We start from the raw sequence: 24,318 nt of genomic DNA on the forward strand, positions 1-24,318 counted from the left end.
TCTTCATCGATCAACGGCGCTTTGCGGCTGCCGCGCTCAAAAACGCCCGATGCGCCATCCAGCAGCGCACGTTTCCATTGGTTGATCATTGTTGGATGCACGCCGAACCGGCTCGCCAACTCCGACACGGTCGCCTCGCCTTTCAGCGCTTCCAGCGCCACCTTCGCTTTGAACTCAGGGGCATGCTGCTTTCGTTTCGACATCTTCGATCTCCTTCGTGGTGAAGATCAGCAGACAGCAAATCCGAGCTTACGTCATTGTCCAGTTTTCGGGGACCACCTCAGTTCTTGCAATTTCGACATTGCGCTGGAGCTCTCTTGCATTTGCAATGTCCTGAGCGGTCGCAATGCTTGTCGAGGAAAAAAGTGAGAGCGCCGCAACCGCTAAGAGGACCTCGTTCATAATCGTCTCGCAGGAGTAATTTCCAAGTAACTGTGTGAAATTTTCTAACTGAGAGCAAGTCTTTGAAAAGGGCACCAGACAACAACACGAATGTCGGTGCTTCATTCCCTATTACTTTGTGATTTCTCTTTGACGTACCAAACTTTTTGAACGGCGCGGGAAGCCGCAATTCGACTGCATCGCAATTGAGCGTTGGCTTGACGTTAATCGTAAAGACATCTTCGACTTGCCCGCCTCTCTCAAACACCCAAAACCCTGAACTCCCGCCTGATGGCAGCGGTGGCCGTCCACCACGCTGACGCCCGGGTGCGCTGCTGGTGCAGATCGAACGCCGCCTGATCGGTGAAGGTCTCGTCCACCTGCCAGATCAGCGGGTCGGCGGCCGGTGTTATGTCGAAGTGGAGGCAGCCGGCCTCGGCCCGTGACAGGCGGATATGGTCGGGCAGGTGGGTCGTGACGTTACCCGCCTCATGCGCATCGGCGCAGATCAGCCGGCCTGTCAGCCGGATCATCCCTGCATCAGCCGTGGCAAATCCCCGTTCAGCCCTGCGGCCTGCCGCATGAAGCTGCGGCGCAGGCGGGGGGCGCTGTTGACCAGTCCCATGCCGATATCGCGGGCGGCGCGGATCAGCGGGTTGTCGTTGGAAAACAGCCGGTTGAACGTGTCGGTCGCCAGCGCCAGCGTCGCCGTGTCGAACCGCCGCCATTCCTGATAGCGCTGCAAGGTCTGGGCGCTGCCGATATCCTCGCCCCTGCTGCGGGCGGTTGACAGCACATCGGCCAAAGTCGCCACATCGCGCAGACCGGCGTTCAGCCCTTGGCCCGCAATCGGGTGGATGCCATGGGCGGCGTCGCCCACCAGCGCCACGCGGTCGGCAATCAGGCTATTGGCCAGTGTAAGGTTCAGCGGATAGCTGAAGCGCGCGCCGGTCAGGTGGATGTTGCCAAGGAAGCTGCCAAAGGCGGGTTTCAACGCGTCCAGAAAGGCCGCGTCATCCATCGCGACCAATTCCTGCGCGCGGGCGCGCCCTTCGCTCCAGACGACCGAACTGCGGTTTTCCGTCAGCGGCAGGATCGCAAGCGGGCCGTCGGGCATGAAGAATTGATGCGCGATCCCGCCATGCGGTTTGTCATGTGCGACGGCGCAGACAACGGCCGTTTGCCCGTAATCCCAGCCGGTGCGCTTGATGCCCGCGCGTTCGGCAGTGCCGGATTTGCGCCCGTCCGATCCGACCAGCAGCTGCGCGTCCAGCACCTCGCCACTGGCCAGCGTGACCTGCACGCCGCCCGCTGTGACCGATTGCGCGACCACGGTTTGCCCTGCCAGATGGGTGATCCGGTCGTCCTTCGCCATTGCGTCTAAGAAAGCGCGGCGCAGGTGCCGGTCCTCGACGAGGTATCCCATCGGGCCTTCCTCGATCTCGGCATGGTCGAAATGCATCATCCAGGGGCTGGGGCCTTCGCCCGCGCGCCCGTCGTTGACCTTGATTTCCAGCATCGGCTGGGCATGCGCGGCAATGGCGGGCCAGATGCCGATACCGCGGAGCAGCCGTGCAGAGGTCAGCGCCAGCGCATAGCTGCGCCCGTCAAAGGCGGGGTCTTTGTGGACCGGCAGGGTCTGGCTGTCGATCACCGTCACGGTGAACCCCGCCTGTGCTGCCGCCAATGCCAAGGCCGGGCCGTTCAGCCCGCCGCCCACGATAAGGATATCTGTTTTCATAAGCCGCAATATGGGCGCTTGCGCGGGATTGTCCATGCGCCTTTGCGCCGCTACGGTCCCGCCAAACAGGAGTATGACACATGCAAGACTGGCGCTGGATGACGGCTGCGGATCTGGGGCGCGGGATTGCGGCGGGGGCCATTAACCCCGTGGCGCTGACCGAGGTTTATCTGGCGGCCATCGACGCGCATGAACACCGCGACCGGATCTATGCCCGCGTCACACATGACCGCGCGCGCGCCGAGGCGAAGGCGGCAAGCGCGCGCGCGGCATCGGGTTTCCGGCGTGGCCCTTTGGACGGTGTGCCGGTGTCGTGGAAAGACCTGTTCGATAGCGCGGGTATCGCGACCGAGGCAGGCACCGCCCTGATGGCCGGCCGTGTGCCGGAACGTGATGCCCGCGTGCTGGAAACTGCCACTTCGGCGGGACTGGTCTGTCTTGGCAAGACCCATATGTCCGAGATCGCCTTTTCCGGGCTGGGCCTGAACCCGATCACCGCCACGCCGCCTTGTGTGAATGACGCGGGCGCTGTAGCTGGCGGGTCGTCGTCGGGGGCGGCGGCGTCTGTCGCGTTCGGCCTTGCGGCTGCGGGGATCGGCACGGATACCGGCGGGTCGGTGCGGATCCCTGCGGCATGGAACGACCTTGTGGGGCTGAAAACCAGCCACGGGCGGCTGTCGCTGGAGGGCGTCGTGCCGCTCTGCCTGACCTTTGATACCGTCGGCCCGCTTTGTCGGTCGGTCGAGGATGCGGCGCTGTTGCTGGCCGTGCTGGAAGGGTCGCAGCCCGTTGATCTGGGTGGCGCCGATCTGACAGGCATACGGCTGATGGTGCTCGATACCATCGTCCCCGAGGATGTGCGCGACGCGCCCCGCGCGGCGTTCGAGGCCAGCGTGGCAAAATTGCAGGCGGCGGGTGCACAGATCGAACACCGCTATTTTTCGCAGCTTTTCGATGCGTTCAACGTCGCGGGCAATCTTTATGCCGCCGAAAGCTATGGCTGGTGGCGCGATCTGGTCGAGGCGCATCCTGAAAAGATGTTTCCCCACATCCTGGAACGTGTGCGCGGCGGCAAGACCGTATCGGGGCCCGATTTTGTGGCGGGCTGGAACATGCTGCGCCGGATCCGCCAGGAATATGCGGCCGAAACCGCAGCGTTCGACGCGGTGATCATGCCGACCGCCCCGCTGCTGCCGCCTAATGCCGAACGGTTGTTGACCGACGACGCCTATTACAAATCCGAAAACCTGCTCGCCCTGCGCAACACACGCGTGGCGAACCTGCTGGATGTCTGTTCGATCACCCTGCCCACGGGTGTCGCGTCCTGCGGGATCATGTTCAACGGGCAGACTGGGACCGAAGGGCGCCTGCTGCGGGTGGCGGCAGCGGCGGCACGGGTGTTGGGATAAAAGATTCTGGCCTCCGGCGGGGATATTTGGGCTCGGAAGATGGGCAGAAGCCGTCTGAAAAGCCACAAATTCAGGTTCCTGCAAGGCTAGTTCTGGACACAAGCGCCTTTGCTACGTTAGTTTGATGTCAAAGCGGGGCGAAATGATCCCGCGAATTGAGGCAGTTATGGATTTTCCCGCGCGGTTTTCGGACCTTCCGGTTGCGACTTGGCCACGCCTGCGTGCGCTCTTGGACGTGCCAACCAAGGCCACCGGCGTCATCAACATGACGATCGGCGAGCCGCGCCATGCCTTTCCGGCCTTTGTCGGGCCGTTGCTGGAACGGCATCTTGGCGGGTTCAACAGCTATCCCAGCAACGAAGGCCAGACCGATCTGCTGGCGGCGATGGCAGGGTTCCTGCAGCGCCGTTACGGGCTGGATGTGCCGACCGACCGCATCATCGCGCTGAACGGCACGCGCGAGGGGCTTTATAATGCCGCGATGGCGCTATGTCCTGAGGCCAAGAACGGCCAGCGGCCCGTCGTGCTGATGCCCAATCCGTTCTATCCGGTCTACGGCGTCGCTGCGATGTCCGTAGGGGCGGAGCCTGTCTATGTCGCCGCAACATCCGCCACCGGCCATCTGCCGGATTTTGCCAGCCTGCCTGCCGACACGCTGGACCGCACGGCGATTGCCTATATCTGTTCGCCAGCCAACCCGCAGGGCGCTGTCGCGTCCGAGGCGTATTGGCGCGATCTGATCGGGCTGGCGGAACAGCATGATTTCATGATCTTTGCCGACGAATGCTATTCCGAGATTTACCGCGATGCGCCGCCGCCTGGCGCGTTGGCGGTGGCGGCCGCTATGGGGGCCGATCCTGACCGCGTGCTGATTTTCCAATCCCTGTCGAAACGGTCGAACCTGCCCGGCCTGCGCTGTGGGTTTGCAGCGGGTGGTGCGAAATCCGTCGCGCGGTTGCGCCAGTTGCGCGCTTTTGCAGGGGCACCTTTGGCTGGCCCGTTGCAATCGGTCGCGGCGGCGGTCTGGGCGGATGAAGGGCATGTGGTGGAAAACCGCGCGCTCTATCACCGCAAATACGAAATTGCCGACGATATCCTTGGCCATGTGCCCGGCTACCAGTCGCCACAGGCGGGGTTTTTCCTTTGGCTGCCGGTGGCGGATGGCGAGGCGGCGGCGGTCACGCTTTGGCAGCAAACCGGCGTGCGGGTGCTGCCGGGGGCGTATCTGAGCCGCGATGTCGCGGGCGAGAATCCCGGCCACGGCTATATCAGGGTCGCCCTGGTGGCCCCGACACAAGAAATGCAGCGCGGTCTGACACTGATCCGCGACTGTTTGTACACATAGGAGATACCAGATGGCATCTTACCAGTCCCGTCAGCGCGACCCGCTTTTCGACAGCACCACGCAGGCCGCGTTGGAAAAACGCAGCCGCGAGCTGGTGGGTCTTGCGCTGATCGTGACGGGTGCCTTGTTCGCTGTCGTGATCGGGACCTATTCGCCGGACGATCCAAGCTGGATTTCCGCAACCGACGCGCCGGTGCAGAACTGGCTGGGCCATTTCGGTGCGTCGATCGCCGCCCCCTTGATGATGGTGATCGGCTTGGGGTCTTGGATTATCGCCACGACGCTGATCGGGGCGGGCGCACGGTTCGTGTTCCACTATGGGCAGGAACGGGTGATCGGGCGCGCGATGTTCGCACCCGTTGGCGTGGTTGTCGCGTCGGTCTATGCCGCGACACTGGCCCCGTCGCAGGACTGGCCTGCCAATTTCGGCATGGGTGGCCTGTTCGGCGATACCGTGCTGGGTGTGCTGCTGACGGTCCTGCCGTTCGGCACCGTGTTCGGGGTCAAGCTCTTGTCGTTCCTGGCGGCGATCCTGATGGTGGCGTTGCTGACTTTCTTGCTGGGCTTCACACGTCCCGAACTGCGCAAGGGATTGCGGTTCGTGATGCTGGGCACCGTGCTGATCTATGATTTCCTGATGCGCATGATCGGCAAGGGTGCGGCCCTGTCGGCGCAAGGCGCGCAAGCGGCCAGTGCCGCCGTGCAGGCCCGGCGTGCGCAGCCCAAGATGTTTGCCGATCCGTATTTGGCCGATGAACCCGTCAGCCGCCCGCAGCCCGTCGTGGCACCCGATTTCGAAAGCCGCCTGCGCGCCGCCGCCGTGCTGCGCGCGCGGCCCACGATGCACGCCGATGAACCGCCGGTCACAACGACGCGCCATATTCCTGCGGCTCCACCGCCGTTGAACGCCCACACACGGCCCGCGGGGCCGGAAACTGCGCCCGGTGGCGGTGGTTTCCTGTCCGGCCTGTTGCGCCGCAATGATCCGATGCCGGAACCCGAACTCGTTACGCGCGAACCGCGCCTGACCGCAACCGAGGCAGCCCCCGACACCGCCCGTGTCAGCGCGCGCATCGCCGATGCCATCCGCAGCCGGGCGACCCCGCCATCGCCGACGGGCGTGCGGATCGAGCCGTCCCTGACCGCAGGGCGCGGCCCGAAGCCGCTGGTCTATGCGCCCTATCCGCCGCTGGTCACGCCAGAGCCTGATCAGGACGACGTCTTGTTCGAGGACGACGAGGCCGTTTCTGGATTTGACATGGCGAACCCGCATATGCCGATCCCGCAGGTCAATATCCCGCCCGCCCCGCCGGTCGTCGAACCGCGCGCCGTCGTGCAGCACCCTCCCAAACGCCCTGTCCAGCCGTCACGTCAGGCCGTGGCCGAGGCGCAGCCCGCGCTGAAATTCGATGATCCCTATGCCGATTACGAACGCCCGCCACTGTCACTGCTGACCAATCCGATCGAGATCACGCGCCACCACCTGAGCGACGAATCCCTGAGCGAGAACGCACGGATGCTGGAAAGCGTGCTGGATGACTACGGCGTCAAGGGTGACATTATCGCCGTGCGTCCCGGCCCTGTCGTGACCATGTACGAGCTGGAACCGGCGCCTGGCCTCAAGGCCAGCCGTGTCATCGGGCTGGCTGACGATATCGCACGGTCGATGTCGGCGCTGTCGGCGCGCGTGTCCACCGTGCCGGGCCGGTCGGTGATCGGGATCGAACTGCCCAACGAGAACCGCGAAAAGGTGGTCCTGCGCGAAATCCTGTCGCACCGCGATTTCGGCGACGGCAACCAGAAACTGCCGCTGGCCTTGGGCAAGGATATCGGCGGCGAACCGATCATCGCGAACCTTGCCAAGATGCCCCACCTGCTGATCGCAGGGACCACGGGGTCGGGGAAATCGGTCGCTATCAACACGATGATCCTGTCGCTGCTGTACAAGCTGACGCCGCAGGAATGCCGGATGATCATGATCGACCCCAAGATGCTGGAACTCAGCGTCTATGACGGGATTCCGCACCTGCTTTCGCCCGTTGTCACCGACCCCAAAAAGGCGGTTGTCGCGCTCAAATGGGTCGTGGGCGAGATGGAAGAACGCTATCGCAAGATGTCCAAGATGGGCGTGCGCAATATCGACGGTTTCAACGGCCGCGTGAAAGAGGCGTTGAGCAAAGGCGAAATGTTCAGCCGCACCGTGCAGACAGGTTTTGACGACGAAACCGGCGATCCGATCTTCGAGACCGAGGAATTCCAGCCCGAAGTCCTGCCTTATATCGTCGTCATCGTGGACGAGATGGCCGATCTGATGATGGTCGCGGGCAAGGAAATCGAGGCCTGCATCCAGCGCCTTGCACAGATGGCGCGGGCGTCCGGTATCCACCTGATCATGGCCACACAGCGCCCGTCGGTCGATGTCATCACCGGCACGATCAAGGCGAACTTTCCCACCCGCATCTCGTTTCAGGTGACCAGCAAGATCGACAGCCGCACGATCCTGGGTGAAATGGGCGCCGAACAGCTGCTCGGAATGGGTGACATGCTGTATATGGCAGGCGGGTCCAAGATCATGCGCGTCCACGGCCCCTTTGTCAGCGACGAAGAGGTCGAAGAGATCGTGAACCACCTGAAAGGTTTCGGTCCGCCCGAATATATGTCCGGTGTGGTCGAAGGCCCGTCCGACGATCAGGAAAGCAGCATTGATCTGGTGCTGGGTCTGGGTGACGGATCCGATCTGGAAAACGCACTCTATGACACGGCCGTCGCCATCGTCATCAAGGACCGCAAATGTTCGACCAGCTACATCCAGCGCAAACTGGCGATCGGCTATAACAAGGCTGCGCGTCTGGTCGAGCAGATGGAAGAGGAAGGCGTGGTCAGTTCCGCCAACCACGTCGGCAAACGCGAGATTCTGGTGCCCGAGCAGCACTAGGCGTTGGTCGGCCACCCGATAGATGCCTTGGCGCACGGCGCGGCAGACCCCGGTGCTTGCGGCGATCGCATTTTCGTTGCGTCACGTCATCAACAGATGTCGTATGGGGCTGTCGTAAGTCAAAACGGGACACTCCCTTATGTTGGCGAAATATGGGCTGAAAGCGGTGGAGTATCTGTCATACGCGCTTGCGGTTCTTGTCGCGTTGCCGCTGATCGTGCCGGACTTGCTTCCGCAGTCTGCTCCGAATGATCTTGCGGCGGTTGTTTTTGTTCTGCTCGGTGTCGGCGTCTTGCTGCCACGGGTGATCGCATATTTCTGGTGGCTGAGGGTTCCGGCGCATGTCGGCCCGTATCGCGGGACCTGGGACGGCGAACAGAGCGCCGGATACACTTACAAGGTGGGCAATCAGCAATATGCGCGGTCCTTTCGCACAATCTATGGAACCGACCAGATGACCAGGCTGCAGGTCTGCGTCAATCCGCGCGCGCCATGGGTCGGATATCCGGTGTTCTGGAATGTCTGGTTGTTCGGTGCGACGATGGTCGGCCTTGGTCTGTTTCTGCTGGTCAGCGGCGTCCAGTTTTTCAACTGAAAACCACGAAGGCGCCAACAAAAAACCCCCGCTGCTTGCGCAATCGGGGGTCAATCGTTTCAACGTCGGGGATGCTTTACAGCATGCCTTCGCGTTGCAGTTTCTTCCGGGCCAGCTTGCGCTGACGACGGATTGCTTCGGCCTTTTCACGGGCTTTGCGGATCGACGGCTTCTCGAAATGCTGCTTGAGCTTCATTTCACGAAAAACGCCTTCACGCTGAAGCTTTTTCTTCAGAGCACGCAACGCCTGATCGACGTTGTTATCACGAACACTTACCTGCATGTGGTTTTCACCACCTCTCTAAGTTGGATTTGCAAAATTGCAGGAGTTGGCCGTCTAGCAAAGATGGACTAGTTTGTCCAGTATGCCCACGAACAGGAGGCCAGACGATGACGCAGACCCCCACCGATCCCGTCAAGCTCCAGTTGCTGGACGCCATTGTGCCACATGTCGCGTTCGATGGCTGGGCGCGCGCAGCCTTTGACGCGGCCATCGCCGACAGTGGAGTTGATCCCGCATTGGCCCGCACGCTGTGTCCGCGCGGGGCGGTTGATCTGGCCATCGCATTTCATGAACAGGGTGATCAGGCGATGGTCGCTGCGCTGCACGCGGCTGACCTGACGGGCATGCGGTTTCGCGACAAGGTCGCCCATGCGATCCGCCTGCGCATCCGCGCGATCCCCGACAAGGAAGCGGTGCGCCGCGGCACGGCGCTTTTCGCGCTGCCGCATATGGCAGCCGATGGCGCGCGGCTGATCTGGGGCACGGCGGACCAGATATGGACGGCGCTTGGCGATACGTCGGACGATGCGAACTGGTACACCAAGCGGCTGACCCTGTCGGGCGTCTATGCGTCGGTCGTCTTGTACTGGCTGGGCGACGACAGCACAGGCGGGCAGGCGACGGATGCGTTCATCGACCGGCGCATCGGCGACGTCATGCAATTCGAAAAGGTCAAGGCGCAGATGCGCGACAATGCCTTGCTGAAACCGCTGACGGTCCCTTTTGGCAAGTTGATGGCAGGGATCAAGGCCCCGCGCCGTGACGTGGACCCCGACCTGCCGGGCGTCTGGCGCGACCCGACATGATGCAGGCCGTCGAGATCACGCAGGCAGGCGGGCCAGAGGTGCTGGCCCTGACGGAACGCCCCATGCCGCAACCGGCCCATGATCAGGTGGTGATCAAGGTCGCCTATGCGGGTGTGAACCGCCCCGATGCCTTGCAGCGTGCGGGGCTATACAATCCGCCAGCCGGAGCCAGCGATCTGCCGGGGTTGGAGGCCGCGGGCGAGATTGTCGCCTTGGGCGCAGGTGTGACCGATTGGAAGATCGGCGACCGCGTCTGTGCCTTGCTGCCGGGTGGTGGCTATGCCGGTTATGTCGCGACCCCCGCCGCGCACTGCCTGCCGGTACCCGGTGGCCTGACGCTGGCGCAGGCGGCCTGCCTGCCCGAGACGTTCTTCACCGTCTGGTCCAATGTGTTCATGCGCGGTCGTCTGCAGGCGGGCGAGCGGTTTTTGGTCCATGGCGGCAGTTCCGGCATCGGCACGACCGCGATCCAACTGGCGCATGTCTTTGGTGCGCGGGTGTTCACCACCGCCAGATCTGACGATAAATGCGCGGCCTGCGTGGCTTTGGGGGCAGAGGCCGCGTTCAACTATCGCGATACCGATTTTGTGGCGAAAATGAAAGACATAGGCGGTGCTGACCTGATCCTCGACATGGTCGGTGGCCCGTATATCCAGCGCAATATCGCAGCTTTGGCAGATGACGGGCGGCTGGTCCAGATTGCATTTCTGCAAGGGCCAAAGGTTGAATTAAACCTTGTACAGTTGATGACCCGTCGCCTGACGATCACCGGATCGACGCTGCGCCCGCAATCGGACCTTGCCAAAGCGCGGATCGCGCAGGACTTGCGCCAGCATGTCTGGCCGCTGATCGCTTCGGGCCGCGTGCGCCCTGTCATGGATCAGGAATTTGCCTTGGCCGATGCCACCGCCGCCCATGCGCGGATGGAAAGCAGCGCGCATATCGGCAAGATCGTGTTGAAGGTCGGCTGAGGCACAAAATTTTTCGACGAAAAGTTTTACCTGCCTCTCCGGCCGTTACTGCCGTGGCGGATAGGCTTTGTAGACCGCCAGTTTCCAGCCAAAGGCCAGACTGCCGGCGCGCAGCGCGAAGGTGACGCCCGCGCAGACCAGCAAGGCCAGCGGTGTCGCAAGGCCGAGTGCCAGCGCGAGCAGCGCCGCCACCCCGCCTGCCAGCGCGCAGGTGACGTAAAGCTCGCCCTGTTTCAGGACCAAAGGCACTTCGTTGCAGACGACATCGCGCATCAGCCCGCCCATGCAGCCTGTGATGATCCCCATGATGATGACGATCCCGAATGGTTGGTCCAGCGCCAGTGCCACGGCCACCCCTGCAGGCACCGCAAAGGCCAGCGCGCAGGCATCCAGCCACAGGATCGTGCGATAGCGGCTTTCCAGCAAATGCGCTGTCCAGAACACGCCAAAGGCCGCAATGGCCGCGACGCCGATATAGGTCGGGTCGGCCACCCAGAACACGGTGTCGCGGTTCAGGATCACATCGCGGATCGTCCCGCCGCCCACCGCCGTCAGGCTGGCGATGAACACAAAGCCCACGATATCAAGCTGCGCACGGCTGGCGACCAACGCCCCTGTCAGCGCAAAGACAAAGACCGCCGCGTAATCAAGGACCATCAGCAGCGTCATGGCTTGAACGGGGCCATGCCCGCGCGGGCGAGTTCGTCGGCGCGTTCGTTTTCGGGGTGGCCTGCGTGCCCTTTGACCCATTCCCAGCGGACCTTGTGCTGGGCTGTGGCGGCATCCAGCCTGCGCCACAGGTCCTCGTTCTTGACGGGTTTGTTTGCGGATGTTTTCCAGCCGCGTTTCTTCCAGCCGTGAATCCAGCTGGTGATGCCGTCTTTGACATAGGCGCTGTCGGTGACGATGGTGATTTCCGTCGCCCGCCCCAGCGTTTCAAGCGCCGAAATCGCGGCGAGCAGTTCCATGCGGTTGTTGGTCGTCAGCGCCTCGCCACCTGACAGAGGTCGCTCCTTGACCACGGTATCGCCGTCACGTGCGATCAGCAGCGCGCCCCAGCCGCCGGGGCCAGGATTGCCCGAACAGGCCCCGTCGGTATAGGCGTAAAGCTCGGGCATCACAGCACCAGCGGCAGGAAGGACAGCACGACCAGTGCCGTCAGCAGCCCGCGCAGACGCATCCACCATTTCGGCGCAAGACCCATCTGCCAGAAATGCCAATCCAGCATCAGCAAGCCAAGAAAGCCGACGATCAGGTTGACCGCCGCCCCTGTCGGCCCACCGCCTGTCATGAAAAACGCCCAGAGTGCGGGGATCACGGACAGGATATATCCGGCGGTAGCGGCCCTGCCGGTGGCCTTGGTGGCGAACCCCCACAGAACCCCCGACATGAACGACAGGATCACCGCGCCATAGAAGAGCTGCACATGGGGTCCGACAAAACGTGGCCCGATGGTCATCGTGCCCCATTCGGCAAGCTCGGGGCGCAGCACGGTCAGCGCGCCCCAGAAAAACGGGATCAGCCCGGCAAGGCCAAGCAACAGGGCGGAACGGGGGATGGTTGTCATGCTTTCTCGAACGCCAGTCTGGCCCCGAGGGCGGCAAAGATCGCGGCGAAACTGCGGTTCAGCCAGCGCATGACGGCCGCGCTTTGCAGCAGCCTGTCGCGCGCGGCGGCAGCGAAGATGCCGTAGACCAGAAAGACCGCAAGGGTCATCGCCATGAACACGGCCCCCAGCAGCAGCATTTCAGCGGTCGCCGTGGCGGGATCACCTGACAGGAACGGCGGCAGCAACGCCAGAAAGAAGATCGACAGCTTGGGGTTCAGGATGTTGATCAACGCCCCGCGTCGCGCGATCAGGACAGCGCTTTGCCTTTGGCCATCGGCCTTGATCGCCAGCGCCCCGTCGAATTTCAATGCCTGCCAAGCAAGATACAGCAGATAGGCCACACCTGCGAATTTCACGATCTGGAACAACAGCGCACTGGTGTGCAGCAACGCAGCCAGCCCCACGGTCGCCGCCATGATATGCGGCACGATCCCGAAAGTGCACCCGACGGCAGCGGCAATCGCGGCGCGCCGTCCCTGGCCCAGCCCAAGTGCGAGCGTATAGATCACCCCGGTGCCAGGAGCGATGCAGACGACGAAAGCCGTCACCAGAAATTGCAGGCTGATCATCAGGCCGGTTCCCGCAGAACGCGCGGTACCTTGAACTCGACGTTCTCCTTGGCGGTTTCCACCATTTCCACGGTCACGTCATAGCGGGCGCGGAAGGCGTCGATCACCTCGTTGATCAGGACTTCCGGCGCGGATGCACCTGCGGTGATGCCCATCGACCGGATACCGTCCAGCGCGCGCCAGTCGATGTCCGATGCCCGCTGGACCAATTGGGAATAGCTGCATCCGGCACGCGCGCCGACCTCGACCAGCCGTCTGGAATTGGACGAATTGGGCGCACCGACGACCAGCATCGCGTCGCATTTGGGGGCCATCGCCTTGACCGCTTCCTGCCGGTTGGTGGTGGCGTAACAGATGTCTTCTTTATGCGGGCCGATGATCGCGGGGAAACGGGCCTGCAAGGCCGCGACGATATCGGCGGTATCATCGACCGACAGGGTGGTCTGCGTCACGAAGGCAAGGCGCGCTGAGTCGCGGACCTGAACTGTCGCCACGTCTTCGACGGCTTCGACCAGCAACACCTCGCCCTCGGGGAGTTGCCCCATCGTGCCGATGGTTTCGGGGTGGCCTTCGTGGCCGATCATGATCATCTGCAAGCCGTTGTCGGCGTGGCGCTGTGCTTCGATATGGACCTTGCTGACAAGCGGGCATGTGGCGTCGACATAGATCATCTCGCGCTTGGCGGCTGCGGCTGGCACGGCCTTGGGCACGCCGTGCGCGGAAAAGATCACGGGGCGATCATCGGGGCAATCATCCAGTTCCTCGACGAACACGGCCCCTTGGTCGCGCAGGGCGTCGACCACGAATTTGTTGTGCACGATCTCGTGGCGCACATAGACCGGCGCGCCCCATTTCTGGATCGCCATTTCGACGATCTTGATGGCGCGGTCCACGCCGGCGCAAAAGCCGCGGGGCGCTGCCAGATAAAGCGTTAGGGGCGGTTTGGTCATCGCATTCTCCTGCTGGTGCCAGAGGTAAAGCCTGACGCCGCGCGGGTCCAGCCCTTGCCGTTCGCAATCAGCGATTTGCCGCAGCGGTCAGCCGCCAGAACCGCCATGGCAGGATCACGGCGACAAAGCCGATCCCGATCCCGTAACCCGTCCAGACGCCAAGCGGCCCAAGTCCTGCCCAAAACCCCAGCACCGCCGCCAGCGGCAAGGCGAAGAGCCAATAACTGACCAGCGTGAACCGCGTCGGCCAGTCGAAATCCATCGCCCCGCGCAGCGCGCCAAGGGCGGTTGATTGCACTCCGTCCGCGACCTGGATCAGCGCCACGATGATGAACATCGCCGTGGCAAGGAAGACAACGTCGATATCAGTCGAGAGTGCGGCGGCGATGCGGCCCCCGAGCAGGATCAGCGCAATCGTTACGGTGACCATCCAGACGGTCACGACGCCGATGGCAGCCACCGCGATGGGGCGCAGCCGTGCCGGATCACCCGACCCGCTCGCCTGTCCGATGCGGATCGCCACGGCCGCCGCCATGCCCAAAGGCAGCATGTAAAGCACGCCACCCACCGCCTGCACGATCTGGTTCGCAGCCAAAGCGGTCGCGCCAAAGATCCCGAGCATCAGACCAACCACCGCAAAGGCCGCCCCTTCGCCTGTATAGCCGATCGCCAGAGGCAGCCCGCCGCGCGCCAGTCTTTTGCGCAAGGCGCCGTCGGCAGAGGCACGGAACAGCCCTTGCCGCGCAAGCCAGCCGATGGCGACCAAAAGTGCCAGTGTCTCGGCAATCAGGCTGGCCAGCCCCGCGCCGATCAGCCCCAGCCCTTGCCAGTCGCCGATCCCCCAGATCAGCACATAATTCAGCGGGATGTTCAGGATGACGGCCAGAAAAGCGAAACCCGCTGCCGTCCATGGCCGGTCCATCGCGTTCAGCACCTGCGCGATCACCATCAGCAGGGCGACGGGCACCAGCAGTGCCGACATCGCCAGCCAATAGGGCGTGATGATCGCCAGCACTTCGGCGGGTTGGCCGATCAGCGGCAGGATGAACAGGATCAGCGCCATCGCCGTCGCTGCGACCAGCCCCGCGAAAACGGCCAGCACCAGCCCCGCGCGCAAGGCGGCGGCAACAGCATCCGCCTGCGCGCCGCCGTGCCGATGCGCGGCCTCGATCCCCACGGCAGAGACGAACCCATAGATCGCGGAATAAAAGATGATGATCGCCGCCGTCGTCAGCGACGCTGCCGCCAGCGATACGGTGCCCAAGGGCGCGATCATCACCGTGTCCACCACACCAATCAACGTCGATGCCGCAAGCCCCGCCACGATCGGCAGCGCGAGTCGGATCAGCGGCCCTATTTCTGCCCTGACGGATGCAAGGGCAGGGCGAGATATCATCGGCATGTTGAAAGTCCGCGCAGGAAAACATACGGTTCGTATGTCAGTGAGATAAAAACATACGAGGTGTATGTCAATGGGCGAACCTGCCCCGCGCCGCAGCCGTGGCGAAATGAGCGAACAGACGACGGCCCAGCTGCTGGCCGCTGCGCGCCGCGCCTTTGCGACGAGTGGTTATGCGGCCAGCGCGATGGATACGATCTGCGCTGATGCCGGTGTGACGCGCGGCGCGCTCTATCACCATTTCGGCGGCAAAGAAGGATTGCTGGAGGCTGTCGTCTATCAGATCGACGCCGAAATCTCGGCCCGTCTCGACATGGAAGAGAAACGGCACGCCGATCCGTGGGTCGGGTTTCGGGCCTGTTGCAGGCTTTGGCTGGAACAGGCGCTCGACCCGGAAATCCAGCGGATCTGCCTGCGTGACGCGCCATCGGTGCTGGGCCAGAAGCTGCGTGATCTGGACGAGATTTCCGCCATCGTCGAAATCCGCGATTCGCTGGCGGCGTTGATGCTGTCGGGCCGTATCCGCGCCACCGACCCCGAGGCGCTGGCGCGCATGATCAACGGTGCGCTGGTGGATGCCGCCCTTTGGGTGGCAGCGGCTGGCGACCAACCCGGAGCACAGCACGCGGCACTTGACCGCGCCCTTGCCGCTGCCGATGTCCTGCTGGACGGCTTGGAACGGCGGGACTAGCTGCTGGTGCTGTCGGTGTCGGCCATGTCTGACCGCGGTTCGCGGGCGGGCCTGCCGATCACTTCGCGCAATTCGTCCAGTTCGATGAAATTATCGGCCTGACGGCGCAATTCATCCGCGATCATCGGCGGCTGGCTGCGGATCGTGGACACGACGGACACCCGCACGCCCTTGCGCTGCAAGGCTTCGATCAGGGGACGGAAATCGCCGTCGCCGGAAAAGATCACGGCGTGGTCCAGACGCGGGGCAAGTTCCATCGCATCCACGGCCAGTTCAATGTCCATGTTGCCCTTGACCTTGCGTCGCCCCATGCTGTCGGTGAATTCCTTGGCGGGTTTGGTCACCATGGAATAGCCATTGTAATGCAGCCAGTCGACCAGTGGCCGGATCGGCGAATATTCGTCGTTTTCCAGCAGGGCGGTATAGTAGAACGCGCGCAACAGCTTGCCCCGCCGCATGAATTCCTGGCGTAAGAGCTTGTAATCGATGTCAAACCCAAGCGATCTGGCCGCAGCATAAAGGTTTGATCCATCAATGAAGAGCGCAAGACGCTCGTCCCGATAAAACATGAAAGTCCTTTCGACTAATTCCCTTGATCATCGATGTGATGTGAGTGGAAGGTTGATCAAGTAAACGCTGATATTATAGGGTGGTGCGCGTGTGACAAGAGGCGCGTTGCGGTATGATCGGCCAGATGACGCTTATTGCCCTTGGCAGCAACGACGGGTCGTTCCAGGGTGACGCTGCGGCAAACATCGCGTGGGCCGTCAGCCGAATCGCCCCGCTTGCGCAGGGTCCGGTCAGCGTCAGCCCATTCTACGCGACCCCGGCCTATCCCACGGGGTCCGGCCCGGATTTCGTCAATGCGGCCATGGCCTTTGTCACCGGCATGGACGCTGTGGCCATCCTCGAAACATTGCATGGAATAGAGGCAGAGGCCGGGCGCAGCCGCGCGGTGCGCTGGGGGCAACGCAACCTTGACCTGGACCTGATCGCGGTTGCGGATCAGGTGCTGCCCGATGCCACAACACAGGATCATTGGCGCGGCCTGCCGCAGGATCTGCAGGCTGCGACCGCACCAGACCGGTTGATCCTGCCCCATCCGCGCGTGCAAGATCGCAGTTTCGTACTGGTCCCGCTTGCCGATGTGGCCCCCGGCTGGCGCCATCCTCTGCTGGGGCTGAGCGTGGTGCAAATGCTGGACCGGCTGCCCGAGGCTGACCGCGCGGGCGTTGTCCGCCTGACCGATTCATCCGCGAAAGGCTGAAAATACGGGCAACTCGTGGCCACTGGCCCTTGTCAATCCCTTTTGAACGCACTAGGGGTGCAGCTTCCGAAGCTTCCTGTCCGGAGATCTGTCATGGCCCGCGTTACCGTCGAAGATTGCGTTGATAAAGTCCCAAACCGTTTCGAGCTTGTCATGCTTGCCGCGCACCGCGCCCGTGAAATCGCCGCTGGTTCGCCGATCACCGTGTCGCGCGACAACGACAAGAACCCTGTCGTATCGCTGCGTGAAATCGCCGAAGAAACCCAGCAGGCCGATGATCTCCGCGAACGCATGATCGAAGCCAACCAGACCCAGATCGAGATCGACGAACCTGAAGAGGACAGCATGTCCTTGCTGATGGGCGCCGAAGCCGATCGTCCGGTCGAGGACGACATGTCCGAGGAAAAACTGCTGCGCGCGCTGATGGAAGCGCAGGGTCAGCGCTAGGGCGGGCTGTTCAGCCTGCCAATGATAGGCGCGGAACCAGATGACGAATGCTGATAGTCTGATCTCTCTGGTTCGCGCCTATAACCCGAAAACAAACCAAGCTTTGCTGCGCGATGCCTTCGCCTTTGGTGCAGACATGCACGAAGGGCAATTCCGCCATTCCGGCGAGCCGTATTTCACCCATCCTGTCGCCGTCGCCCATATCCTTGCCTTGCAGCAAATGGATGATGCGACGCTGATCACCGCCCTGCTGCATGACACGATCGAGGACACCAAGGCGTCATTCGCGATGGTGGAGGCCCGATTCGGCCGCGAGATCGCCGAACTGGTCGATGGTGTGACCAAGCTGACGAACCTGCAACTGACCTCGACCCAGACCAAGCAGGCGGAGAATTTCCGCAAGCTCTTTATGGCGACCAGCCGTGACCTGCGCGTCACGCTGGTGAAACTGGCCGACCGTTTGCACAACATGCGCACGATCAAATCCATGCGCCCCGAAAAGCAGGCGCAAAAAGCCCGCGAGACGATGGAGATTTTCGCCCCTCTTGCCGGTCGCATGGGGATGCAGTGGATGCGCGAGGAGTTGGAGGATCTGTCCTTTCGCGTCCTGAACCCCGAGGCGCGCAATTCAATCATCCGCCGTTTCATCACGCTGCAACGTGAAACCGGCGATGTGGTGCAAAAGATCACCGCCGATATGCGGGTCGAACTGGAAAAGGCCAATATCCTTGCCGATGTCGCGGGCCGCGCCAAGAAACCCTATTCCATCTGGCGCAAGATGCAGGAAAAGGATCAGGGGTTCAGCCGCCTGTCCGACATCTATGGGTTCCGCATCATCGTCGCGACCGAAGGCGATTGTTACCGCGTGCTGGGCACGATCCACCAGCGCTGGCGCGCCGTGCCGGGGCGGTTCAAGGATTACATCAGCCAGCCGAAATCCAACGGCTATCGGTCGATCCATACCACCGTATCAGGCCGCGACGGCAAACGGGTCGAGGTGCAGATCCGCACCCGCGAAATGCACGAGGTGGCCGAAACCGGCGTGGCGGCGCATTGGTCCTACAAGAACGGTGAACGCGTCGAAAACCGCTTTGCCGTGGACCCCGTGCGCTGGATCGCATCGCTGACCGACCGGCTGGACGACGACCAGAACCACGAAGAATTCCTCGAGGCCGTCAAGCTCGAGATGTATCAGGATCAGGTATTCTGCTTCACCCCCAAGGGCGAGGTGATCAAACTGCCGCGCGGGGCGACGCCGATCGATTTCGCCTATGCGATCCATACGCGGATCGGGTCGGCCTGCGTGGGGGCCAAGGTGGACGGGCTGCGCGTGCCGCTGTGGACTCGGCTCAAGAATGGCCAATCGGTCGAGATCATCACCGCCGAAGGCCAGACCCCGCAGGCGACATGGATCGACATTGCTGTGACCGGCCGCGCGAAAACTGCGATCCGGCGATCCTTGCGCGAAGAAGACCGCGAACGCTATGTCCGGTTGGGCCGCGAACTGGCGCGCGTGGCCTTTGAAAACGTGCGCAAGAAATCAACCGAAAAGGCGCTGCGCACCGCCGCCAAGGCGCTTGCCATCGACAGCGTCGAAGAATTGCTGGCCCGACTGGGCAGCGCCGAGGTGACCGGCAGCGAGGTCGTGCGCGCGATCTATCCCGAATTGGCCCTGACCAATGGTGATGAGGTTGATCAGGGCCGCGCGGTGGTCGGGTTAAGTCCCGATCAGGTCTACAAACGCGGCGCCTGCTGTCAGCCGGTGCCGGGCGAACGCATTCTTGGGATCACGTTTCGCGGGCAGGGGGTCACGATCCATGCCATCGATTGTGCGGCGCTTGTCGATTACGAAGAACAGCCCGAACGCTGGATCGACCTTCATTGGCAGGAAGGCACGCATGCCGCCGTCAATACCGTGACCTTTGATGCCACGATTGCAAACGACACGGGCGTGCTGGGGCGCATTTGCACATTGATCGGCGAACAGAACGCCAATATCTCTGACCTCAAGTTCATCGACCGCAAGCCCGATTATTTCCGCCTGCTGATCGATGTCGATCTGCGGGATGCCGAACATCTGCACCGGGTGATGACGGCGCTGGAGGCTGAAAGCAACGTGTCGTCCATCGTGCGGCATCGTGATCCAGGCCTTGCGGGGACAACGCGTGGCTGACGGGCCAGAAGGGAAGTCGTGGTTTGGTGTTCAAGCGCAGGGATAGGCGGCCGATCTGGAAGATCGTGCTGGACTTCGTCTACCCGCGCGGCGGCTGGGCGCGGGCCTTTGGCTATGTGAAACACCGGCTGCGGCGGCTGCCCGACACGCCAGAGAAAATCTCTCGTGGGATCGCGGCGGGTGTCTTTGCGGCCTTCACGCCATTTTACGGGCTGCATTTCGTGATCGCTATCGTGCTCGCGCGGATCACGCGCGGAAATATCCTTGCGGCGCTGCTGGGGACATTTGCGGGGAACCCGCTGACCTATATCCCGATCGCGATCGCGTCCTTGGGGACAGGCTATTGGCTGCTGGGGCGACCGTTCAACGCCGCGTTGTTCGGTCTGGATTACAGCGTGACCGAAGATTACTGCACGCTTGGCTGCCAGTTCAGCAACGCTTTCGCCGATATCGTCCACAACTTCGTCGCCATGTTCACGGTGGAAACTGCCGACTGGACCGGCCTGATCGCCTTTTACCATGAGGTGTTCGTGCCCTACCTGATCGGCGGGATCGCGCCCGGACTTTTGTGTGCCTTGCTCAGCTATTATCTGTTCGTCCCGATCATTGCGGTCTATCAAAAGCGGCGTCGCAAGGCCTTGCAGACCAAGCTGGACCAGTTGAAGAAATGACCGCCACCGCCTGAAAGGGAACCAGAATGACACAGACGAACCTCCGGCTTGGCGTGAACATCGACCATGTGGCGACCGTGCGCAACGCGCGCGGCGGGGCCGTGCCCGATCCGGTCCGCGCGGCCTTGATGGCGCAGGATGCCGGGGCCGACGGTATTACCGCTCACCTGCGCGAAGACCGCCGCCATATCATCGACACCGATATCGAACGCCTGATGGCGGCGCTGCGGATCCCGCTGAACTTCGAGATGGCCGCGACGGCGGAAATGCAGGTGATTGCCCTGCGGCACAGACCCCATGCCGTTTGTCTTGTCCCCGAAAAGCGCGAGGAACGCACGACCGAGGGCGGGCTGGATGTGGCGGGAAATGACAATGCACTGGCCGCCTATATCGCGCCCTTGCGCGACGCCGGATCCCGCGTGTCGCTGTTCATCGCCGCGGACGAGACCCAGATCAGGGCCGCCCACCGCATCGGCGCGCCGGTCATTGAACTGCATTCCGGCGCCTATGCCGATGCTTGGGCGGAAGGTGACTGGCAGATGCGCGACGACGAATTGCGCAAGATCACCGACATGACCGCCTTTGCCACCGACCTGGGGCTGGAGGTGCATGTGGGCCACGGGCTGACTTATGATTGCGTCACGCCCATCGCCGCCTTGCCGCAGATCGCCGAATTGAACATCGGGCATTTCCTGATCGGCGAATCCATCTTTCGCGGGCTTGGTCCCGCGATTGCCGAAATGCGCCGCCTGATGGACGCCGCGCGCGCATGATCCTGGGCATCGGCACCGATCTTGCGAATATCGACCGGATCGCGGGCACGCTCGACCGCTTTGGCGACCGGTTCCGCAACCGTGTCTTTACCCCCACCGAACAAGCCAAGGCCGAACGCCGCCACGACACGCCCGGCACCTATGCCAAACGCTGGGCCGCGAAAGAGGCCTGTTCCAAGGCGCTGGGCACCGGCCTGCGCATGGGGATTTCTTGGAAAGACATGGCGGTGTCGAACCTGCATAGCGGCCAGCCCGTCATGGCCGTGACCGGCTGGGCGCGCGAACGGCTGGACCAGATGACGCCACCGGGGCATGAGGCCATCATCCACGTCACGTTGACCGACGATCACCCTTGGGCACAGGCCTTTGTCGTGATCGAGGCGCGGCCCATCGCTTGACTCCACCCCTTTGCGCGATCATGTAGCGTCAAACCTTAAAAGGAACGGAAAATGGCCGAAAAAACGGGCTTTGTCAGCAGCGTGAAAGAGACGATCAAGACGATCTTTTGGGCGCTGATCATTGCGGGCGTGTTCCGCACCCTGTTCTTTCAACCGTTCTGGATCCCGTCAGGGTCGATGAAGGACACGTTGCTGATCGGGGATTTCCTGTTCGTCAACAAGATGGCCTACGGCTATTCTTATGCGTCCTGCCCGTCGATCCGTGTGCCTGCGGTGGGTCTCGACATCGGCGCGGATGATTTTTGCGGCTGGTTTGCCGACAGCGACGACCGCCTGTTCGGGTCCGACCCTGAGCGTGGCGACGTCGTGGTTTTCCGGCATCCGGTCACAGGGCTGGATTTCATCAAGCGCGTGATCGGTGAACCGGGCGACCGTATCCAGATGATCGACGGTGTGCTCTATATCAACGATGTGGCGGTCGGGCTGGAAGATGGCGGCACTTTCACCGAGGTCATGGAACCACAAGGCCCGATGGGCGGGCGTCCCATGTGTGCCAACGGGCCTGTCGGTATGGGTGCGGAGTGCATCAAGACCCGCCAGATCGAAACCCTGCCCGACGGGACGAGCCATGCCATCCTCAACATTGCGGACCGTGCGACCGACAACACCGGCGTGTTCACGGTGCCTGCGGATCACTTCTTCTTTATGGGTGACAACCGCGACAATTCCATCGACAGCCGCGTGCCGCAAACGCTGGGCGGTGTCGGCTTTGTGCCGCGCAAGGATATCGTGGGCCGTGCCGACCGTGTGCTGTTCTCGTCCGCGGGCCGGTCGATGCTGGCCTTCTGGACATGGCGCAGCGACCGTTTCTTCAAGGCGATCGAGTGAAACTGTCCGCCGATCTTGCCGCCTTTTCGCAACGTCTTGGCTATCACTTCGTCAAGCCGGAATTGCTGGTGCGGTCGGTGACCCATTCGTCGATGGTCAGCGTCCACCGCGACGACAACCAGCGGCTTGAATTTCTGGGCGACCGCGTGCTGGGTCTGGTGATGGCCGAGGCGCTGCTGAAGGCCGATCCTTCCGCGCCCGAAGGGTTGCTGGCCCCGCGCTACAACGCACTGGTGCGCCGCGAAACCTGCGCCGATGTCGCCCGCCAGATCGACCTTGGCGCGGTGATCAAGCTGGGCCGGTCCGAGATGAAATCGGGTGGCCGCCGCAAGGAAGCTCTGCTGGCCGATGCGATGGAGGCGGTGATCGCCGCGATCTATCAGGACGGCGGGTTTGATGCCGCACGCAAGGTTGTGCTGCACTTGTGGGGCGCGCGGATCACCGATGTCGCCGATGACGCCCGCGACGCCAAGACCGCCTTGCAGGAATGGGCGCAGGCGCGTGGCGAAGCCCCGCCCACCTATACCGAAACGGCGCGCACCGGACCTGACCACCAGCCCGCCTTTACCATTGCCGTGCAACTGGCCTCCGGCCAGACCGAGACAGCGACCGCAGGGTCGAAACGGCAGGCGGAACAAGCCGCCGCCGCCGCCCTTTTGAAGAAAGTTGACCCATGACCGACGCACCGACCAAAGCGGGCTTTGTGGCCCTGATCGGGGAACCGAACGCGGGCAAATCGACGTTGCTGAACCGGATGGTCGGCGCCAAGGTGTCCATCGTCACCCACAAGGTCCAGACCACCCGCGCCCGCATTCGCGGTGTCGCGATGGCAGGGCAGGCGCAGCTGATTTTCATCGACACACCGGGCCTGTTCAAACCGCGTCGCAGGCTGGACCGCGCGATGGTCGCCGCGGCATGGGGCGGGGCTGCGGATGCCGATGTCGTCGTTTTGATGATCGAGGCCCATCGCGGCATGAGCGAGGGCGTCAAGGCGATCCTTGCCAACCTGCCCGACCGGATGGGCAAGACCAAGGTGGCGCTGGCGATCAACAAGATCGACAAGGTCAAATCCGAAAGCCTGCTGGCCCTGACCCGCGACATGAACGAGGCGTTTCCCTTTGCCGAAACCTTCATGATCTCCGCCGAACGCGGGCATGGTTGCGACGCCCTGCGCGCCTGGCTTGTGGAACAGGTGCCCGAAGGGCCGTGGCTGTACCCCGAGGACCAGATCGCCGATCTGCCGATGCGCATGATCGCGGCGGAAATGACGCGCGAAAAGCTGACCCTGCGGCTGCATCAGGAACTGCCGTATGAACTGACCGTCGAGACCGAGAATTGGGAAGAACGCCCCGACGGGTCCGCGCGGATCGACCAGCTGATCTATGTTGCGCGCGACGGCCACAAAGGCATCGTGCTGGGCAAGGGCGGCGAGACGATCAAAGCCGTCAGCCAAGCCGCCCGTGCCGAGATCATGGAATTTCTGGGCCGTCCGGTACATCTGTTCCTGCAAGTGAAAGTGCGCCCGAACTGGCTGGAAGAAAAGGAACGCTATTCCGAAATGGGCCTGGATTTCAAAGACGGCAACGCATGAAATTGACCGCCGACATCTGGGTGTCGGCCTATCTGACAAGGCTGCGTCTGGCGGCGATTCCCGCCTTTGTCGTCGCGCGCGGCGATGCCACGGCGGGGGCGGTGATGGTCAAGCTCAACACGCTCGACGGGCGCGCCTGTTGTTATCAGCGCAGTTTCGATCTGATGACGGGCGACCGCACGTGGGTCGTTCTGGCCGAAGGGGCCGAGCATGATGTCGATCAGTCCATCCAGCGCCAGCGCAGTTTCGACCCCGACCTGTGGGTGATCGAGGTCGAGGACAAGGACGGGCGTCATCTGCTGGATCAGGACGGTTTGACGTGACGTCCGCGCGGACGTTTGGAAATTATTAACTTTTCGAACCTATCCCAGCAGGAAGGTCTGCGGTGTCCCCGCCAATGATCTGGCTAGGTGATCTACCGTTCAA

28 protein-coding genes are annotated in these 24,318 nt (G+C 62.7%); 17 read left to right on the forward strand and 11 right to left on the reverse strand.

The window, feature by feature from the left end; all coding sequences use genetic code 11:
• The 3 genes from H147_RS21425 to H147_RS0117070 form a co-directional block, all read right to left on the reverse strand.
• Positions 1-203: transposase (locus H147_RS21425; protein ID WP_019956610.1), on the reverse strand; the 203-nt coding region annotated here is incomplete at its 3' end.
• A 438-nt stretch (positions 204-641) separates the two neighbouring features.
• On the reverse strand, positions 642-914 hold the full coding sequence (locus tag H147_RS0117065) for a putative quinol monooxygenase (RefSeq protein ID WP_019956612.1): 273 nt from the start codon (positions 912-914) through the stop codon (positions 642-644).
• Positions 911-2,158, reverse strand: a complete 1,248-nt coding sequence (locus H147_RS0117070; RefSeq protein WP_019956613.1) for a UbiH/UbiF/VisC/COQ6 family ubiquinone biosynthesis hydroxylase — start codon at positions 2,156-2,158, stop codon at positions 911-913. The genes H147_RS0117065 and H147_RS0117070 overlap by 4 nt, the downstream gene beginning before the upstream one ends.
• Before the next feature lie 44 nt (positions 2,159-2,202).
• Between H147_RS0117070 and H147_RS0117075 the strand changes: the two genes are divergently transcribed.
• The 4 genes from H147_RS0117075 to H147_RS0117090 all read left to right on the forward strand — a co-directional run bounded on the left by H147_RS0117075 (position 2,203) and on the right by H147_RS0117090 (position 8,406).
• A complete protein-coding gene (locus H147_RS0117075; protein WP_019956614.1) occupies positions 2,203-3,531 on the forward strand; it encodes an amidase in 1,329 nt (442 codons plus the stop codon).
• A gap of 166 nt (positions 3,532-3,697) precedes the next feature.
• Positions 3,698-4,876, forward strand: a complete 1,179-nt coding sequence (locus H147_RS0117080) for an aminotransferase class I/II-fold pyridoxal phosphate-dependent enzyme (RefSeq protein WP_019956615.1) — start codon at positions 3,698-3,700, stop codon at positions 4,874-4,876.
• A 10-nt stretch (positions 4,877-4,886) separates the two neighbouring features.
• Positions 4,887-7,811, forward strand: coding sequence for a DNA translocase FtsK (locus H147_RS0117085; RefSeq protein WP_019956616.1), 2,925 nt, complete (start codon positions 4,887-4,889; stop codon positions 7,809-7,811).
• Between the two features lie 139 nt (positions 7,812-7,950).
• Entirely contained in the window at positions 7,951-8,406 is a 456-nt protein-coding gene (locus H147_RS0117090; RefSeq protein ID WP_019956617.1) for a hypothetical protein, read from the forward strand.
• A gap of 76 nt (positions 8,407-8,482) precedes the next feature.
• Here H147_RS0117090 and rpsU read toward each other — a convergent pair whose 3' ends face one another.
• Positions 8,483-8,689 (reverse strand): 30S ribosomal protein S21, encoded by a 207-nt coding sequence (gene rpsU, locus H147_RS0117095; RefSeq protein ID WP_007206547.1) that lies wholly within the window; start codon positions 8,687-8,689, stop codon positions 8,483-8,485.
• A 107-nt stretch (positions 8,690-8,796) separates the two neighbouring features.
• Here rpsU and H147_RS0117100 point away from each other — a divergent pair, with 107 nt between their 5' ends.
• On the forward strand, positions 8,797-9,495 hold the full coding sequence (locus H147_RS0117100; protein WP_019956618.1) for a COQ9 family protein: 699 nt from the start codon (positions 8,797-8,799) through the stop codon (positions 9,493-9,495).
• Positions 9,492-10,466, forward strand: coding sequence for an NAD(P)H-quinone oxidoreductase (locus tag H147_RS0117105; RefSeq protein WP_019956619.1), 975 nt, complete (start codon positions 9,492-9,494; stop codon positions 10,464-10,466). The genes H147_RS0117100 and H147_RS0117105 overlap by 4 nt, the downstream gene beginning before the upstream one ends.
• Positions 10,467-10,511: 45 nt before the next feature.
• Here the strand turns inward: H147_RS0117105 and H147_RS0117110 are convergent, their stop codons facing one another.
• The 6 genes from H147_RS0117110 to H147_RS0117135 form a co-directional block, all read right to left on the reverse strand.
• Positions 10,512-11,135 (reverse strand): trimeric intracellular cation channel family protein, encoded by a 624-nt coding sequence (locus tag H147_RS0117110; protein ID WP_019956620.1) that lies wholly within the window; start codon positions 11,133-11,135, stop codon positions 10,512-10,514.
• Entirely contained in the window at positions 11,132-11,584 is a 453-nt protein-coding gene (gene rnhA, locus H147_RS0117115) for a ribonuclease HI (RefSeq protein WP_019956621.1), read from the reverse strand. The genes H147_RS0117110 and rnhA overlap by 4 nt, the downstream gene beginning before the upstream one ends.
• Positions 11,584-12,033 carry a DUF3429 domain-containing protein gene (locus tag H147_RS0117120; protein ID WP_019956622.1) on the reverse strand — a complete coding sequence of 150 codons (450 nt, stop codon included), beginning with the start codon at positions 12,031-12,033 and terminating at the stop codon, positions 11,584-11,586. Before H147_RS0117120 ends, rnhA begins: the two co-directional genes overlap by 1 nt.
• A complete protein-coding gene (locus H147_RS0117125) occupies positions 12,030-12,644 on the reverse strand; it encodes a LysE family translocator (RefSeq protein WP_019956623.1) in 615 nt (204 codons plus the stop codon). The genes H147_RS0117120 and H147_RS0117125 overlap by 4 nt, the downstream gene beginning before the upstream one ends.
• Positions 12,644-13,594, reverse strand: coding sequence for a 4-hydroxy-3-methylbut-2-enyl diphosphate reductase (gene ispH, locus H147_RS0117130; RefSeq protein WP_019956624.1), 951 nt, complete (start codon positions 13,592-13,594; stop codon positions 12,644-12,646). The genes H147_RS0117125 and ispH overlap by 1 nt, the downstream gene beginning before the upstream one ends.
• A gap of 67 nt (positions 13,595-13,661) precedes the next feature.
• Positions 13,662-14,996, reverse strand: coding sequence for an MATE family efflux transporter (locus H147_RS0117135; protein ID WP_019956625.1), 1,335 nt, complete (start codon positions 14,994-14,996; stop codon positions 13,662-13,664).
• Positions 14,997-15,066: 70 nt separating this feature from the next.
• Between H147_RS0117135 and H147_RS0117140 the strand changes: the two genes are divergently transcribed.
• Complete coding sequence (locus H147_RS0117140; RefSeq protein WP_019956626.1) at positions 15,067-15,684, forward strand: TetR/AcrR family transcriptional regulator; 618 nt, start codon at positions 15,067-15,069, stop codon at positions 15,682-15,684.
• On the opposite strand, the gene H147_RS0117145 is transcribed toward H147_RS0117140, so the two are convergent.
• Positions 15,681-16,253 (reverse strand): LabA-like NYN domain-containing protein, encoded by a 573-nt coding sequence (locus H147_RS0117145; protein ID WP_019956627.1) that lies wholly within the window; start codon positions 16,251-16,253, stop codon positions 15,681-15,683. The two genes, H147_RS0117140 and H147_RS0117145, sit on opposite strands and share 4 nt — an antisense overlap.
• Positions 16,254-16,378: 125 nt before the next feature.
• On the opposite strand from H147_RS0117145, the gene folK reads away from it, so the two are divergent.
• The 10 genes from folK to H147_RS0117195 all read left to right on the forward strand — a co-directional run bounded on the left by folK (position 16,379) and on the right by H147_RS0117195 (position 24,215).
• Complete coding sequence (gene folK / locus H147_RS0117150; protein WP_245541173.1) at positions 16,379-16,951, forward strand: 2-amino-4-hydroxy-6-hydroxymethyldihydropteridine diphosphokinase; 573 nt, start codon at positions 16,379-16,381, stop codon at positions 16,949-16,951.
• A 93-nt stretch (positions 16,952-17,044) separates the two neighbouring features.
• Positions 17,045-17,398, forward strand: coding sequence for a DNA-directed RNA polymerase subunit omega (gene rpoZ, locus H147_RS0117155; protein ID WP_019956629.1), 354 nt, complete (start codon positions 17,045-17,047; stop codon positions 17,396-17,398).
• A 40-nt stretch (positions 17,399-17,438) separates the two neighbouring features.
• Positions 17,439-19,571, forward strand: coding sequence for a RelA/SpoT family protein (locus H147_RS0117160; protein WP_019956630.1), 2,133 nt, complete (start codon positions 17,439-17,441; stop codon positions 19,569-19,571).
• Positions 19,572-19,594: 23 nt separating this feature from the next.
• Entirely contained in the window at positions 19,595-20,242 is a 648-nt protein-coding gene (locus H147_RS0117165) for a DUF2062 domain-containing protein (RefSeq protein WP_019956631.1), read from the forward strand.
• Positions 20,243-20,268: 26 nt separating this feature from the next.
• Positions 20,269-21,015: a pyridoxine 5'-phosphate synthase gene (locus H147_RS0117170; RefSeq protein ID WP_019956632.1), complete on the forward strand. Its 747-nt coding sequence runs from the start codon at positions 20,269-20,271 to the stop codon at positions 21,013-21,015.
• A complete protein-coding gene (acpS, locus tag H147_RS0117175) occupies positions 21,012-21,413 on the forward strand; it encodes a holo-ACP synthase (RefSeq protein ID WP_019956633.1) in 402 nt (133 codons plus the stop codon). Before H147_RS0117170 ends, acpS begins: the two co-directional genes overlap by 4 nt.
• 51 nt (positions 21,414-21,464) lie before the next feature.
• Entirely contained in the window at positions 21,465-22,301 is an 837-nt protein-coding gene (gene lepB, locus H147_RS0117180; protein WP_019956634.1) for a signal peptidase I, read from the forward strand.
• On the forward strand, positions 22,298-22,978 hold the full coding sequence (gene rnc, locus H147_RS0117185; RefSeq protein WP_019956635.1) for a ribonuclease III: 681 nt from the start codon (positions 22,298-22,300) through the stop codon (positions 22,976-22,978). The genes lepB and rnc overlap by 4 nt, the downstream gene beginning before the upstream one ends.
• Positions 22,975-23,892: a GTPase Era gene (era, locus tag H147_RS0117190; RefSeq protein ID WP_019956636.1), complete on the forward strand. Its 918-nt coding sequence runs from the start codon at positions 22,975-22,977 to the stop codon at positions 23,890-23,892. Before rnc ends, era begins: the two co-directional genes overlap by 4 nt.
• Positions 23,889-24,215: a DUF1491 family protein gene (locus H147_RS0117195; protein WP_019956637.1), complete on the forward strand. Its 327-nt coding sequence runs from the start codon at positions 23,889-23,891 to the stop codon at positions 24,213-24,215. The genes era and H147_RS0117195 overlap by 4 nt, the downstream gene beginning before the upstream one ends.
• Positions 24,216-24,318: the final 103 nt, after the last annotated feature.

The sequence above is a fragment of the Yoonia vestfoldensis DSM 16212 genome (genome assembly GCF_000382265.1).
Classification (GTDB): Bacteria; Pseudomonadota; Alphaproteobacteria; order Rhodobacterales; family Rhodobacteraceae; genus Yoonia; species Yoonia vestfoldensis.